The following is a 12,707-nucleotide window of genomic DNA, read 5'->3' on the forward strand; positions in this document are numbered from 1 at the left end:
GGAGGATGCTCACGGCGCTCTACTTGACGTTGTAGCCCTGGGAGTTCCAGAACGAGGTCGGGTTCGGGTTGTCGAGGACCGGGTCGTTGACGCTCTTGGACGCGTGGGTCTGCTGCCCGGGACGCATCTCGACGTGGGTGTGCGCGCCCGAGCTGGACGACACGCCGTGCCACGACTCGTCGGCGATGATCTGGCCGCGGCTGATCGACTGGCCCACGGCCAGCGAGGAGCGCGGAGCGGTGTGCAGGTAGATGACCGTCTTGTTCGCCGCGGAGTTGTAGACGGCGATCGTGGACAGCCCCGAACCGCCGGTGGCCCCCCGCGCGACGTAGGTGATCTTACCGGCGACCAGGGCGTGGACGTCGGATCCGACGCCGCGGGCGATGTCGATGCCCTCGTGCCGGCCGGGGGTGCTGGTGTAGCCGTCGAAGCCGCAGGTGATCCGGCCGCCGCTCGCCTTGTACAGCGCGTAGGACATGTTCGTGCGCGACGAGGGCGAGAACTGGTGCGAGGCGTTCTGGTTCTTCAGGCTGGAGTTCAGGTTGCCCTTGGCCCCGGCCTTGAAGTCCTGGTACGTGCCGCCGTAGTTGCTGTTGTAGTAGACGCGGACGGTCTTTGTGCTGCGGTTCCAGACCGAGGCGGCCTCGTTCTTGATGCACTTGCCCTTGCCGTTGCCCGCTCCCTTGAAGTCGTAGCAGGAGGGCTGGGTGGTGCCGTAGTCGGCGACCGATCCGGTGAAGTCCGAGATCGACCCCTGGTTGTCGCTGTTGTAGTAGTAGCAGAACTCGCCGCTGTCGCAGACGCCGTCGCGGCTCGCCGCCGAGGCGGGGGACATGGCGAGGGCCGCCGTCCCGCCGAGCGCGACGGCGGCGCTCGCCGTCGCGGTGAAGACCTTGTTGAGCGTGTTCATGCTGTTCTCCCTGTGTATGCGTAACATCGTTTTCCGGCCGATCAGCGGCGCTGGTACTCCTCCCAGGTGCGGATGGTCACTTTCGGGCCGTCGTCCGGGCCGCGTCCGGAGAGCCCGTTCTGCCCCAGGTAGTAGTCACCGGTCTGGTGCTGGGCCTGGCTGGACAGGTCGGTGTCGTTGATGGCGACGGCGTGGATGTGCCACGGCCAGTCGCCCTGGTCGGGACTGCGGACCCAGGCGGCGAAGCCGACCTGCCGCAGCGAGCGGGCGACGCAGGTGCGGGTGGCGGAGGTCATCCCCTTCACCGAGATGTCGACGACGCCGCCGCCGTCATGGGTGCCCGCTGACGTGGGGTCGCCGCCGGGGTTGTAGGAGCCCTGGTCCAGGACGAGGGGCCGGCCGAGCAGCCGCTTCGCCTCGGCCAGCATGCTCTGCGTCCGCGTGTTGATCACGACGCCGCCGCTGGAGACCCGGGCGCCCGGCTCGATGACGTCGGCGACCGTGAATCGGCCGGCTCCGAGCCTGGCGAGCGAGGTCCTGCCCGGCAGCCCGTTGGCCCCGAGACCGCTGTAGCCGAGGGACTTCTGGTACTTGGCGTAGGCGGCGACCGTCGTTGTGCCGAAGTAGCCGTCCACCCACTTCGCGTCGAGCAGGTCCCGGTCGCGCAGCGCCCGCTCGACGAGGAGCACGCTCGCCTTCGCGCCGGGGGTCAGCGTGTCGTCGGCCCGCCGCGGGTCGATCTGGGCCGCCTTGACGGTGGCCTCCATGTTCACGCTCGGCAGGGCCGTGGTCCCGCCCGTCTGGGCCGCCGACGTCACGGCCGTTCCGGTGAGCGGGGTGAGCAGGGTCGCCGCCACCAGCGTGGCGGCGTACGAAGGCAGCTTCATCGGGTCTCCTGGTGGGGGTGCTTGGGGGCGAAGCCCGCGGCGGGACCACCGTCACCCGGCTGCTCACGTGTTCACAAGCGGATCGGTGTTGTCAGCCTGTTCGCCAGGCATTTCCGTACAGCGGGACACAGGATCTGACAGTCGAGACAACGGCGGACAACACGCCCAGACGCCCACATCGGGCGGTGTTCGGCGTGCCTGACACGGCCGGTCCGGTGAGGGGCGGAGCGGGCCGGGCAGAATGCGGTACATGACTCGGACTGTGAGCCTGCCCGGCGGCGCCGCGCTGCCGCTGATCGGTTTCGGGACCTGGCAACTGCGGCCCAAGAAGGCGTACGAGGCGGTGCGCGCGGCACTCGAGATCGGGTACCGGCACATCGACACCGCGACCCTCTACGGCAACGAGGCGGACGTCGGCCGGGCGGTGAAGGACAGCGGCGTGGACCGGGAGCAGGTCTTCGTCACCACCAAGCTGCGCCCGCAGGACGCGCGGCACGCCCGCCGCACGCTGGAGTCGAGCCTCCGCCTGCTCGGCACCGGGCACGTGGACCTCTGGCTGATCCACTGGCCGACCGGCCGGGACGACCTCGTCCCGACATGGCGGGACCTGCTGTCCGCCCAGGACGCGGGGCTCGCCCGCGACGTGGGGGTGAGCAACTTCAGCCCCGCGCAGATCGACCTGCTGACCGAGGCCACCGGCCGGCAGCCGGCGGTCAACCAGATCCCGTGGAGCCCGGGGCAGCACGACCCGGAGCTGCTGGACGAGCACCGCCGCCGGGGGATCGTCGTGGAGGGCTACAGCGGCCTCAAGAACACCGACCTGGGCGACCCGGTCCTCACCGAGATCGCCCGGCGGCACGGCGCCACGCCGGCCCAGGTCGTCCTCCGCTGGCACCTGGAACACGACATCGTGATCCTCCCGAGGTCCTCGCGCCGAGAGCACATCGCCGCCAACTTCGACCTCGAAGGCATCACGCTCACGCCCGAGGACGTCGCCGCCGTCGACGCCCTCGCCCGATCCACCTGACCGGGGGAGCCGGGCGCCCGCGTCCTACACGGGAGTGCGAGGCGGGGGCGGCCAGGCGATGTCGTCGATCGCGAGCCAGGGCGCGGCGGCCACACCCGCGGGAGTGAGCCCGGTGAACGTCCTGACCTCGCGGTGGAGGTGCGACTGGTCGGCGTAGCCGCTCTCGGCGGCGACGCCGGCCGGGGCCCGCCCCGCCGCGAGGAGGTGGGCGGCGTGGTCGAAGCGCACGAGGCGGGCGGCGCGCTTGGGCGTGAGGCCGACCTGGGCCCGGAAGCGCGCCCACAGGCGCTTGCGGCTCCAGCCGACCTCGTCCGCCAGGCCCTCCACCCGCACCCGCCCCCGGCCGGTGAGCGTCCGCCGCCAGATGTGGGCCACTTCCGGATCGACCGGCGGCCCGGACCCCAGCCGGCGGCCGAGGACTTCCGCAGCGATCGCGAACCGCTCGTCCCACGTCGCGGCGGCGCGCAGCCGGTCCTCGACACCGGCGGCGTCGCGGCCCCACACGTCCTCGAAGGGGGCCACCGAGCCGGTGAGCTCGGCCGGCGCGCCGAGCACGGCGGCCGCCGCGACCGGGCCCAGGCGGATCTGGAGGCACTCTCCCACCCGGCCGCCCGTCCGGAGGTCGCCGGGAAGGAGCCCGGCGACGAAGCTGCCGCGCCTGCTCCGGCCGCGGGTGCCGTAGGCGATGCCCTCGCCGTCGCTCAGGTCGAGCAGGAGGGTGACGGACGGGTGCGCGACCATGGCGATGTCCACGTGCGCGGGGAGGCGCTGGCGGAACCCCGCCATGGCGACCCCCGGCAGCCGGAGCGCCGGGCGCGGGACGGCGATGTCCACCGCCGCCCAGTCGGGGGGCGTCCCGGTCGGCAGCACGTGACCAGTCTAAGTCGGGGGTCCGCGCGGCGGCGGGTCAGCGGCCCGCGGCCGTGAAGGCCAGCAGCAGCTCGCAGGTCGCCTCGGGCGCTTCGAGGACGGGGAGGTGCCCGACGTCCGGCAGCATCTCGACCCGCGCGTGCGGCACCGCCTCGTACCGGCGCGCCGATGACGGATCCCAGCGGGGGTCGGCGGCACCGAAGATCACCAGGACGGGCGCCTCCAGGGCGGCGAGGCGCTCGGGGACGCTGCGCTCGGCGACGTAGTCGGTGTTCCGGCGCAGGACCGTCCTCATCGAGCGGTAGGTGATGGCCTGGACGCCGGCGACCAGGTCGTCCGGGACGTCCACCGGGCTCGCGGCCGTGGCGGCGATCCCGCGGCGGATCATCGCGTCCGAACGCATCGCCCACAGGAGCGGGCCGAGCGGCGGGGACAGCAGGACGCGGAGCAGGAGCGGCTGCCGCAGGAGCGCGTCGAGACTCGGGCCGCTGCTGATCAGCACCAGCGGGCCCACGAGGTCGGGGCGCCGCTCGGCGAGCGCGGTGGCGACGTAGCCGCCGCTGGAGTGCCCGGCCACGGCGGCGTGCCGCAGCCCGAGGTCGTCCAGCAGTCCGGCCACGCGGTCCGCCTGGTCGGGCACGCCGTACGACGGCGCGGGCGGGGACTGCCCGCAGCCGGGGAGGTCGACCCGGATGACGTGGTGGCGGGCGGCGAGCGTCGGGATCATGGGGTTCCAGGTGCCGCCCGAGGCCCCCGACCCGTGGATGAGCACCAGCGGCGGCGCCTGCCGCGGTCCGTCGTGGACCACGTGCATCCCGTGCGAGCGCTCGACATCGGCTTCCGTCATGCGGCGACCATGCCGGGCCCGGCGCCCACCGGTCTTGAACGAATGTTCCCGCCGTCCCCGTTCACCCCTGCCCCGGCGGCGGCCGAACACCTCCGTGCTCGGCCGCCGCTCGGCTGAACCTATCCCGATCGGGACGCCGCGCAGCGGGCCGTCCGGCAGCCCCCGGGCCGCCTCGTCGCTCTCTCCTCATCCGCGGGGCCGGGGACGGGGGGCGCGGCGGTCCCGCCGCTGCCGGAGTTCCTCGTCGCCCACCAGCGTGAGCATCGGCTGACCTGGGACGCACATCATCACGGCGACGAAGCGGCTCCAGCCGTCCGCGAGGTTGTTGCCCGCCTGGTAGTGGATGACGTCGCCGCCGGGTTCCCAGAACGTCTCCCCTACGTGGACCACCCGCTCGGGCTCGCCTTCGAGCTCGAAGACCATCTCTCCCTGGAGCATGTAGCCGAACACCGGGCCCGCGTGGCGGTGCGGCGGGGTGCCCGGATCGCCCGGCGGTAGTTCGATGAGGACCGTCGTCGCGCAGGCCCCGTCGGGGATCGACGGATGCTGCTCGGCGAGCACCGTCAGGACGGTGCCCGACCCTTGTGTTCGTTCCATGCACGGCACGCTAGGCCGGGACCGGCCCCATCCGATGGGCCGTTCACCGTTCGGATCATTGGGCCGCTCGCTCGCCGGCGCGGCCGGCCGCCCACGCCGGTCAGGCGGCTCCGAGTTCGCGCAGCCGGCCGACGAGGGCGTCGATCGCGGGCCGGTAGCCGCGCGCCGGCGGGGTGCCGTAGCCGACGACCAGCGACGGGGGCCGCCGCTCGTGGTCGAGGGGAGCGCGCAGGTAGGCGCCGAGCGCGTGCACGTCGACCGACGCGGATCGGAGGGCCGCCAGCACCGCCGCCTCGTCCGGGACGCCGGACGGCAGCCGCAGGATGGCGTGCAGGCCCGCCTCGATGCCGAGGACCCGGGTGCGCGGCAGCCGGGAGCGCACCGCCTCCGCGAGCAGGTCCCGGCGCCGGCGGTAGGCGCGGCGGACCCCGCGCAGGTGGCGGTCGTAGCCGCCGGAGTCGATCAGGCGGGCGAGCGCGAGCTGTTCGAGCGGGCTCGTCGGCTGCGCCCGGCGCTTGGCCTCGACCAGCGGTTCGAGCAGCGCCGGCGGGCAGGCGATCCAGCCGAGCCGCACCGCCGGGCCGAGGCTCTTGCTGGCCGAACCGGCGTACACCACGCGGGACGGCCGGCGGGCCTGCAATGCCCCGACCGGCTTGCGGTCGTAGCGGAACTCCCCGTCGTAGTCGTCCTCGACGATCCAGCCGAGGTTCTCCTCCGCCCACGCCAGCAGGCCGGCGCGGCGCGCGGGCGCCATGCTCATCCCGAGCGGGAACTGGTGCGCCGGCGTGCACACCGCGACCCCGGCCCCGGACGCGGCCAGCTCGGCGCAGGACATGCCCTCGGCGTCCACGGCGATGTCGGCCACGTCCAGCCGGGAGGCGACGACGCGGACGTGGTTGCCGACCGCCGGGTTCTCCATCGCGGCCCGGCCCACCCCGAGCTCCGCGAAGACCTCGGTGAGCAGGCCGAGCGCCTGCGTGAACCCGGAGCAGACGAGTACGTGGGACGGGTCGACGCGGACTCCGCGCACGCGGCCCAGATAGGCGGCGAGCGTCGTGCGCAGCTCCAGGCGCCCCCGGGCGTCGCCGCGGCCGAAGGCGTCGGCCGGTGCCTCCCGCAGGACGTGCCGCATGGCGCGGGCCCAGGCGTCCCGGGGGAAGGCGCCGCCGTCGGTTCGGCCGGGGCGCAGGTCATGGCTCGGCGCGGCGGACGGGGCCGCGCGCACCGGCGCGGCCGCGGGCGGGCTGGAGGCCCCCGCCGCGACGCGCGTGCCGGATCCGGAACGGGACGTGAGCCAGCCCTCGGCGACCAGCTGCTCGTAGGCGGCAGCCACGGTCCCGCGTGCCAGCCCCAGCTGGGAGGCCAGCTCCCGGCTGGAGGGCAGCCGCGTTCCGGCCCTGAGGCGTCCGCCGCGGATCGCGACCCGCAGCGCCTCCTCGACCGCCTGCCGCCGCCCGCCCCTGGGCGGGACCTGGAGCAGCAGTTCAGGGCCGAAGCCCGGTCCCAGGGGAGGCGCGAAGCTGTCCAATCTTTCGTCCATGCAATGGCCCAGTGTAATGGGCTGTTCCGGTCATACCTTGGCGGTGCCCGGGAGGCCGGAGCCGTTCGGTGCCCCGTGGGGCCCGGCTCCCGGGCTTCCACCGGACGACCGCAGAGAAAGGAGCCCGTCGTGCGCGTCTTCGTCGCCGGCGCCACCGGCGCCGTGGGCCGGATCCTGGTGCCGCTTCTCCTCGACGCCGGACACCAGGTCACCGGCACCGCCCGGAGCCGGACAGGGCTGGACCGGCTGCGCGCTCAGGGAGCGACCCCCGTCCAGGCCGACGTGTTCGACGCCGAGGGCCTGGCCGGGGCGGTCGCGGCCGCCTCCCCCGACACCGTGATCCACCAGCTCACCGCGCTGGCGAAGGGCACGCCAGCCGACAACGGGCGGATCCGCAGGGAGGGCACGCGCAACCTCGTCGACGCCGCGGTGCGCGCCGGCGTCACCCGCGTCATCGCGCAGTCGGTCGCCTGGGCCTACGAGCCCGGTGACACCCCGGCCGCGGAGGACACGCCCCTCGACGTCACGGCCCCGCCACCCCGGGCGAACATGGTCGGCGGCATCAGGGTCCTGGAGGAGACGGCCGCCGAGCTGGACGAGCATGTCATCCTGCGCTACGGCACCTTCTACGGACCGGGGACCTGGTACTCGCCGGAGGGTCTCGTCGCCGACCTGCTCCGCGGGGAAGGGGCGGCCCAGCGTGCCGCCGCGTTCGTCGGGCCGCTGCGGGCCGACGACGCCGTCTCCTCGTTCGTCCACGTCGAGGACGCCGCCAGGGCCGCCGTCGCCGCCCTCGACTGGCCGAGCGGCCAGGTCAACGTCGTCGACGACGAGCCGGCGGCCGCCCGTGACTGGCTGCCCGTCCTGGCCCGCGCGCTCGGCGCCCCGCCGCCGCCCCCGGCCACCGGCCGGGCCGGCTGGGAGCGCGGCGCGAGCAACGCCCGCGCGAGATCGCTCGGCTGGCTGCCGCGCCGTTCCAGCTGGCGGACCGGCTTCACCGCGATGAGCCCGGCCGGCGCCGCCGGACCGGCCTCATCCAGGTGAGGTCGCGGGGAGCATGGCGGCCAGGTACTCGCGGACGGTGAGGCGGAGGTCGTCCAGGCCGGGTACGCGTCCCGCGCCCGCGACGGCGTCGAACATCACGCCTTCCATGAAGGCGACGAGGGCGTGCCCGTGCCGGTCGGGGTCGGTCGAGCCGGCCGCGGCCATGACCGAGACGGTCGCACGGCGGATGTCGCGTCCGATCGCGTCGTAGATCGCGCGCAGCTCCGGGCGGCGGGTGGCCTCGAGCGCCAGCTCGTACCTGGCCAGCGTGCGCTGCCGGTCCTCGTGCAGGGCGCCGTGCAGGAACCGCGCCAGCGCCTCGGCGAGGTCGCCGCCGTCCCGGCCGAGGCCGGCGATGGTGCGCCTCTCCAGCTCGGTGAGGCGGGCGAGGGCGAGTTCGAGGAGCGCGGCGCGGCTCCGGGCGACGTTGGACGTGGAGCCGGGAGGGAGCCCGGCCGCCTCGTCGACGGCGCGGTGGGTGAGCCCGCGCATGCCGCGCTCGGCGAGCAGGGTGATGGCGGCTTCGGCGACGAGCGTCGCCCGGGTCGAGGGCACCAGGTCAGACTACTCATGTAGTGAAACTATTGATGTAGTGCCACTATGGATGTAGTGACGCGGGTAAGGGCGCGATGGCAGCGGCGGGGAGGGATGGCGATGGCGAACGCGATCGTGATCGGCGGCGGGATCGGCGGCCTGACGGTTGCGGCGGCCCTGAGCCGCGACGGGTGGACGGTGACCCTGCACGAGCGGGCCTCCTCGCTGGAGCCGATCGGGTCCGGTCTCGCGCTCGGCCCCAACGCCCTGCGCGCGCTCGACACCATCGGCGCGGGTGACGCGGTGCGGGAGCTCGCGGTGATGCAGGGCGACGGCGGCCTGCGCACGTCGGGTGGCACTTGGCTGAGTCGCACCAGCGCGGAGGCCGTGGCGGCGCGCTACGGCGACCCGACGGTGGTGCTCATGCGCAGCGCGCTCGTCGATCTGCTGGCGGAGCGGCTGCCCGAAGGCGCCCTCAAGCTCGGGTCCACGGTGACGTCGGTGTCGCCGGAGGACGGCATCGTGGTCACGGGGGAGGGCGAGGAGCGGGCGGACCTGGTCGTCGCGGCGGACGGCGTCCACTCGGCCGTCCGGTCGGCGCTGTTTCCCGGGCCGTCCCCCGTCCGGTACACGGGGCTGACCGCGTGGCGTGCCGTCACCCCCGAGTCCGTGGGGGACGTCGCTGGAAGTGAGGCTTGGGGACGCGGCCGCGTGTTCGGCATGACCCGGTTGGCGGGCGGGCTCGCCTACCTCTACGCCACGGCCGAGGCTCCGGAGGGCGCCCGCGCCCGGGACGAGCGCGCCGAGCTGCTCAGGCTGTTCGGGGACTGGCACGACCCGATCCCGGTGCTGCTGAGGTCGCTGTCGCCGGACCGCCTGATCCGCAACGATCTCTACGCGATGGAGCGCCCGCTGCCGTCCTTCCACCGCGGCAAGGTCGCCCTGCTGGGCGACGCCGCCCACCCGATGACCCCGAACCTCGGGCAGGGCGCCTGCCAGGCCGTCGAGGACGCGGTCGTGCTGGCCCACGAAGTGTCGTCGGGCGGGGGAGGGCTGCCCGCCTACACCGCGGCGAGGCTTCCCCGCACCACCGCCGTCATGCGCCGCTCCCTCCAGATCGCCCGTCTCACCGCGCTCTCGGGCGCCGTGCCGGTCGCGGCGCGCAACGCGATGGTGTGGCTGGGCGGCCGGCTCGGTCCCACCGCGGTGATGCGCCAGGCGGAGCAGCTCTACCGCTGGTCACCGCCGGAGGCCGCGTCCCGTTGACCCCGCCGGGGCCACCCGCTGCGCGGCGGCGGGACGCCCGGGTGCAGGATCGGGTCCCATGACGTCGCCATTGCTCGACAGATTCCTGGAGCGCGCCGGCCTGGCCCCCGACGCCCGCCTCGAAGACGTGGTCGGGGCCGTCCAGGGCATCCCTTACGGCCGTCCTCGCGACCGCTCGCCGGAGGGTGTCCTGACCGACTGGACCGGGACCTGCTCCACCAAGCACGCCCTGCTGGCGAGGCTGATCCGTGAGCGCTGGCCGGAGCGGGACCCCCGCCTCGTCCATCGGGTCTACCGCGTCGATCGCGAGACGGCACGCGACCGGTACGGCGCCGGGCCGGCCGCCGCGGTGCCCGACGAGGGGCTGACCGACGTCCACCGCTACCTGCTCCTTCGCTGCGACGGCCGGGACGTGGCCATCGACGTCACCTTCCCCGGCGACGCCCCCTGGGACGGACGGACCGACATGCCGCTGGCGTGCGGGCCCGGCCGGGACCATCCCGCCGGGCTCGATCCGGACGCCGAGAAGGCCATCCTGGAAGCTGCCCACTGCGACCCCGAGGTGCGGGAACCCTTCATCGCGGCGCTTTCCCACGTCTCCTGAACCGCCGCAAGCACCTCCGGTATGCGCCGTACATGATCTTGACAAAGGATCACTCGCAATTCTCCACCTTCCGGTAAATGGTCGTTTCGAGTGAAATTTGCTGCTGATACAGCAGCTATGGACAGGTTGAGAACCGCTCGAAAGCCGCCGGCCGGAAAACGGCCCACCGGAGCCGCGCGCGCGACGAGTGCCCTGCTGGCCGGAGCGCTCGCGCTCGCCGTACTGCCGGGGTGCGACAGTGATGAGCACCGTTCCGCGAGCCTGCAACGAGCGACCCCGTCAGAACGTCCTAGAACAGAACAATTCACCGTTGCGGCGACGGGTGACTTCCTGCTGCACCGGATCTTGATGGACCAGGCGGCCGCCGACGCGCGCGGCGGGAGGCGGGGCGGATTCGACTTCATGCCGATGCTCGCCCGGCTCGACCCTGTGATCGGCCAGGCGGACCTGGGCGTCTGCCACGTCGAGACGCCTCTGGCGCCGCGCTCGGGGCCCTTCCTCGGCTACCCGGCGTTCAGCTCGCCTCCGCAGATCGTGGACGCGATCCGGCGGCTCGGCTACGACACCTGCTCCACCGCCTCCAACCACGCCATCGACCAGGGAGAGGCGGGTGTGCGCCGCACGCTCGCCGCCCTGGACAGGGCGGGCGTCAGGCATGCCGGAACGGCCCGCAACGCGGCAGAGGCGGCCAAGACGAACATCCTGGACGTCAAGGGCGTCAAGGTCGCGCATCTCTCCTACACGTACGGCACCAACGGCATACCCAAGCCCGAAGGCGAACCCTGGATCGTGAACGCCGGGCTGGACTCCGGCAGAATCCTCGCGGACGCGGCGCGCGCCAAGAGGTCGGGCGCCGACGTCGTCCTGGTCAGCCTCCACTGGGGCGAGGAATACCAGCACGAGGCCACCCCTGAGCAGCGGCGGCTGGCGGCGGCGCTGCTGCGTTCTCGCGATGTCGACCTCATCCTCGGCGACCACGCGCACGTCGTTCAGCCTTTCGAGCGGATCAACGGCAAGTGGGTCGTGTACGGGATGGGCAACCAGGTCGCCAATCCGAGCGCGAACATCCAGGCGACCCACGAAGGCCTCGTGGCCATGTTCACCTTCACATGGGATCCCCGCGTTCGGCGCTGGGGGGCGCGGCCCTCCTTCGTCCCCACCCTCGTCGCGGCCGGACCGCCCATCAGGCTCCGGACCCTGGTCCGCGGCGACTCGGGCGACCAGGCGTCCATCGACGCCACGACACGGGTCGTCCGCAGCCTCGGATTCAAGGTCCCCGACGCCTCGGACCAGGTCACCGCGGTGAAGGTCCAACGGCCCGGGGGCCACTGAGCCCTTCCGGCGGCCGCCGGGTCAGGCGGAGGTGATCTGCGGGTGCGCGCCCTGGCCGTTGGTGACGACGTAGGTGCCGCCGAGCGAGGCCGGGTGTCCGGTGGAGACGAAGCCGAGGCAGCCGGCGGTCACGTTGTGGAACCTCAGGTTGGTGCTCCCGGTCAACGCCAGCTCGCCGGTCGCGTTGTCATAGCCGACTTCGCTCTGACCGGTGCTGGAGCCCGCGCCGCCGGGTCCGTCGAGGTCCGCTTGGCACAGGCCGCCGGCGGCCGAGGCGTGCATGGAGACGCCGGTGAGGACGCCCGGCGTCCGCCCGCCCGAGGTGAGCCCGGTGACCTTGATCTTCCAACGGGCGAGGTTGGAGATCTTCGGGGTCAGGGCGAAGTTGAACCCGCTCCCGGCGCAGAGCGAGAAGCGGATGGCGCCGATCGAGCCCACCTCGGCCAGCGCGGTGCCGTTCGGGACGTCGCCGGAGCCGGTGGAGGTCGGGCAGGTGATCGTCCTGCCGTTGACCGGGTCGGTGACGACGATGCCGGTGGAGGCGGCGAGGGTGACGGGCCCGCCGCCGGTGACGACGACGGTCGAGGCGTGGGCGGTCGCGCTGAGGAGAAGGCCGACGGCCGCGGTGCTCCCGGCGGTCGCGGCCGCTGCGGCGATCTTGCGCATGGCGGAATGCCTTTCGGGGGCACGGGGTTCCCGAGCGGGCCGGCTTCCGGCTCACTTCCGAGTCGGCGCCGACACGGTAGGCAGACGGCTCGTCCGCGGACAAGAGAGGACGGGCCGCCGGACGGCCGCGCGCGGCAACTCTGTCACCGGGTGAGCGCGGCCGCCGCGTCGTAGTGTGAATCCCTGACAGCCGTCCAGGTGCTCGCGGACCGCCCGACGCCGATCAGGCGAGGCTCATGAAGAGCTTCTCCAGCTGGGCGCGGTCCAGCTGGGCCTGCTCGGGATCCGTGCCCTCCTGGACGCACTTCTCCAGGCCCGTCGCGATGATCTTGAATCCGGCGCGGTCCAGGGCCCGCGAGACCGCCGCGAGCTGCGTGATCACGTCCTTGCAGTCCCGCTCGTTCTCGATCATCTGGATGACGCCGCCGAGCTGCCCCTGCGCACGCCGCAGGCGCACGAGGACATCGGCCAGCGAGTCCGCCTCGAATTTCACGTCCCCCTCCTCATACCGGCCAGGGTATAGGGTGCGCGCCGCGGCCAGGCGGACCGGAGGGCGAAGATCGAGGGGCGGCAGGAAGCCGTC

14 protein-coding genes are annotated in these 12,707 nt (G+C 73.5%); 5 read left to right on the forward strand and 9 right to left on the reverse strand.

The features are described 5' to 3' along the window. Nucleotides 1-19: 19 nt before the first annotated feature. Both FKD65_RS34105 and FKD65_RS34110 read right to left on the reverse strand, forming a co-directional pair. Nucleotides 20-910, reverse strand: coding sequence for a peptidase inhibitor family I36 protein (locus tag FKD65_RS34105; RefSeq protein WP_141582588.1), 891 nt, complete (start codon nucleotides 908-910; stop codon nucleotides 20-22). A 41-nt stretch (nucleotides 911-951) separates the two neighbouring features. Beyond that, nucleotides 952-1,797, reverse strand: coding sequence for a peptidoglycan-binding protein (locus FKD65_RS34110; RefSeq protein ID WP_141582590.1), 846 nt, complete (start codon nucleotides 1,795-1,797; stop codon nucleotides 952-954). Between the two features lie 250 nt (nucleotides 1,798-2,047). On the opposite strand from FKD65_RS34110, the gene FKD65_RS34115 reads away from it, so the two are divergent. Beyond that, on the forward strand, nucleotides 2,048-2,824 hold the full coding sequence (locus FKD65_RS34115) for an aldo/keto reductase (protein ID WP_205718337.1): 777 nt from the start codon (nucleotides 2,048-2,050) through the stop codon (nucleotides 2,822-2,824). A 24-nt stretch (nucleotides 2,825-2,848) separates the two neighbouring features. Here FKD65_RS34115 and FKD65_RS34120 read toward each other — a convergent pair whose 3' ends face one another. The 4 genes from FKD65_RS34120 to FKD65_RS34135 form a co-directional block, all read right to left on the reverse strand. Further along, nucleotides 2,849-3,694: an AraC family transcriptional regulator gene (locus FKD65_RS34120; RefSeq protein ID WP_240809729.1), complete on the reverse strand. Its 846-nt coding sequence runs from the start codon at nucleotides 3,692-3,694 to the stop codon at nucleotides 2,849-2,851. Nucleotides 3,695-3,731: 37 nt separating this feature from the next. Further along, nucleotides 3,732-4,541, reverse strand: coding sequence for an alpha/beta fold hydrolase (locus tag FKD65_RS34125; protein WP_240809730.1), 810 nt, complete (start codon nucleotides 4,539-4,541; stop codon nucleotides 3,732-3,734). Between the two features lie 186 nt (nucleotides 4,542-4,727). Further along, entirely contained in the window at nucleotides 4,728-5,138 is a 411-nt protein-coding gene (locus FKD65_RS34130; RefSeq protein ID WP_141582594.1) for a cupin domain-containing protein, read from the reverse strand. Nucleotides 5,139-5,238: 100 nt separating this feature from the next. Then, nucleotides 5,239-6,678, reverse strand: coding sequence for a PLP-dependent aminotransferase family protein (locus FKD65_RS34135; RefSeq protein WP_141582596.1), 1,440 nt, complete (start codon nucleotides 6,676-6,678; stop codon nucleotides 5,239-5,241). Between the two features lie 129 nt (nucleotides 6,679-6,807). Here FKD65_RS34135 and FKD65_RS34140 point away from each other — a divergent pair, with 129 nt between their 5' ends. After that, nucleotides 6,808-7,722 carry an NAD(P)-dependent oxidoreductase gene (locus FKD65_RS34140; protein ID WP_141582598.1) on the forward strand — a complete coding sequence of 305 codons (915 nt, stop codon included), beginning with the start codon at nucleotides 6,808-6,810 and terminating at the stop codon, nucleotides 7,720-7,722. Here FKD65_RS34140 and FKD65_RS34145 read toward each other — a convergent pair. Further along, on the reverse strand, nucleotides 7,711-8,277 hold the full coding sequence (locus FKD65_RS34145; RefSeq protein ID WP_205718338.1) for a TetR/AcrR family transcriptional regulator: 567 nt from the start codon (nucleotides 8,275-8,277) through the stop codon (nucleotides 7,711-7,713). The two genes, FKD65_RS34140 and FKD65_RS34145, sit on opposite strands and share 12 nt — an antisense overlap. A 99-nt stretch (nucleotides 8,278-8,376) precedes the next feature. Here FKD65_RS34145 and FKD65_RS34150 point away from each other — a divergent pair, with 99 nt between their 5' ends. From FKD65_RS34150 to FKD65_RS34160, 3 genes are all read left to right on the forward strand, one after another. Beyond that, entirely contained in the window at nucleotides 8,377-9,522 is a 1,146-nt protein-coding gene (locus FKD65_RS34150; protein ID WP_141582601.1) for an FAD-dependent monooxygenase, read from the forward strand. 58 nt (nucleotides 9,523-9,580) lie between these two features. Continuing rightward, a complete protein-coding gene (locus FKD65_RS44550) occupies nucleotides 9,581-10,126 on the forward strand; it encodes a hypothetical protein (RefSeq protein WP_168221282.1) in 546 nt (181 codons plus the stop codon). A gap of 117 nt (nucleotides 10,127-10,243) precedes the next feature. Next, a complete protein-coding gene (locus FKD65_RS34160) occupies nucleotides 10,244-11,458 on the forward strand; it encodes a CapA family protein (protein WP_141582603.1) in 1,215 nt (404 codons plus the stop codon). 21 nt (nucleotides 11,459-11,479) lie between these two features. On the opposite strand, the gene FKD65_RS34165 is transcribed toward FKD65_RS34160, so the two are convergent. Both FKD65_RS34165 and FKD65_RS34170 read right to left on the reverse strand, forming a co-directional pair. Next, nucleotides 11,480-12,124: a hypothetical protein gene (locus FKD65_RS34165; RefSeq protein ID WP_141582605.1), complete on the reverse strand. Its 645-nt coding sequence runs from the start codon at nucleotides 12,122-12,124 to the stop codon at nucleotides 11,480-11,482. 223 nt (nucleotides 12,125-12,347) lie between these two features. After that, nucleotides 12,348-12,617, reverse strand: coding sequence for a metal-sensitive transcriptional regulator (locus tag FKD65_RS34170; protein WP_141582607.1), 270 nt, complete (start codon nucleotides 12,615-12,617; stop codon nucleotides 12,348-12,350). Nucleotides 12,618-12,707: the final 90 nt, after the last annotated feature.

The sequence above is a fragment of the Actinomadura sp. WMMA1423 genome, from assembly GCF_006547145.1.
Lineage (GTDB): Bacteria > Actinomycetota > Actinomycetes > Streptosporangiales > Streptosporangiaceae > Spirillospora.

Excerpts from the sequence above, each read along its gene's own strand:
- FKD65_RS44550 (WP_168221282.1), top strand. The coding sequence starts at position 9,581 with ATGACGTCGCCATTGCTCGACAGATTCCTGGAGCGCGCCGGCCTGGCC.
- FKD65_RS34160 (WP_141582603.1), top strand. The coding sequence starts at position 10,244 with ATGGACAGGTTGAGAACCGCTCGAAAGCCGCCGGCCGGAAAACGGCCC.
- FKD65_RS34105 (WP_141582588.1), bottom strand. The coding sequence starts at position 910 with ATGAACACGCTCAACAAGGTCTTCACCGCGACGGCGAGCGCCGCCGTC.
- FKD65_RS34115 (WP_205718337.1), top strand. The coding sequence starts at position 2,048 with ATGACTCGGACTGTGAGCCTGCCCGGCGGCGCCGCGCTGCCGCTGATC.
- FKD65_RS34165 (WP_141582605.1), bottom strand. The coding sequence starts at position 12,124 with ATGCGCAAGATCGCCGCAGCGGCCGCGACCGCCGGGAGCACCGCGGCC.
- FKD65_RS34130 (WP_141582594.1), bottom strand. The coding sequence starts at position 5,138 with ATGGAACGAACACAAGGGTCGGGCACCGTCCTGACGGTGCTCGCCGAG.
- FKD65_RS34135 (WP_141582596.1), bottom strand. The coding sequence starts at position 6,678 with ATGGACGAAAGATTGGACAGCTTCGCGCCTCCCCTGGGACCGGGCTTC.
- FKD65_RS34150 (WP_141582601.1), top strand. The coding sequence starts at position 8,377 with ATGGCGAACGCGATCGTGATCGGCGGCGGGATCGGCGGCCTGACGGTT.
- FKD65_RS34125 (WP_240809730.1), bottom strand. The coding sequence starts at position 4,541 with ATGACGGAAGCCGATGTCGAGCGCTCGCACGGGATGCACGTGGTCCAC.
- FKD65_RS34110 (WP_141582590.1), bottom strand. The coding sequence starts at position 1,797 with ATGAAGCTGCCTTCGTACGCCGCCACGCTGGTGGCGGCGACCCTGCTC.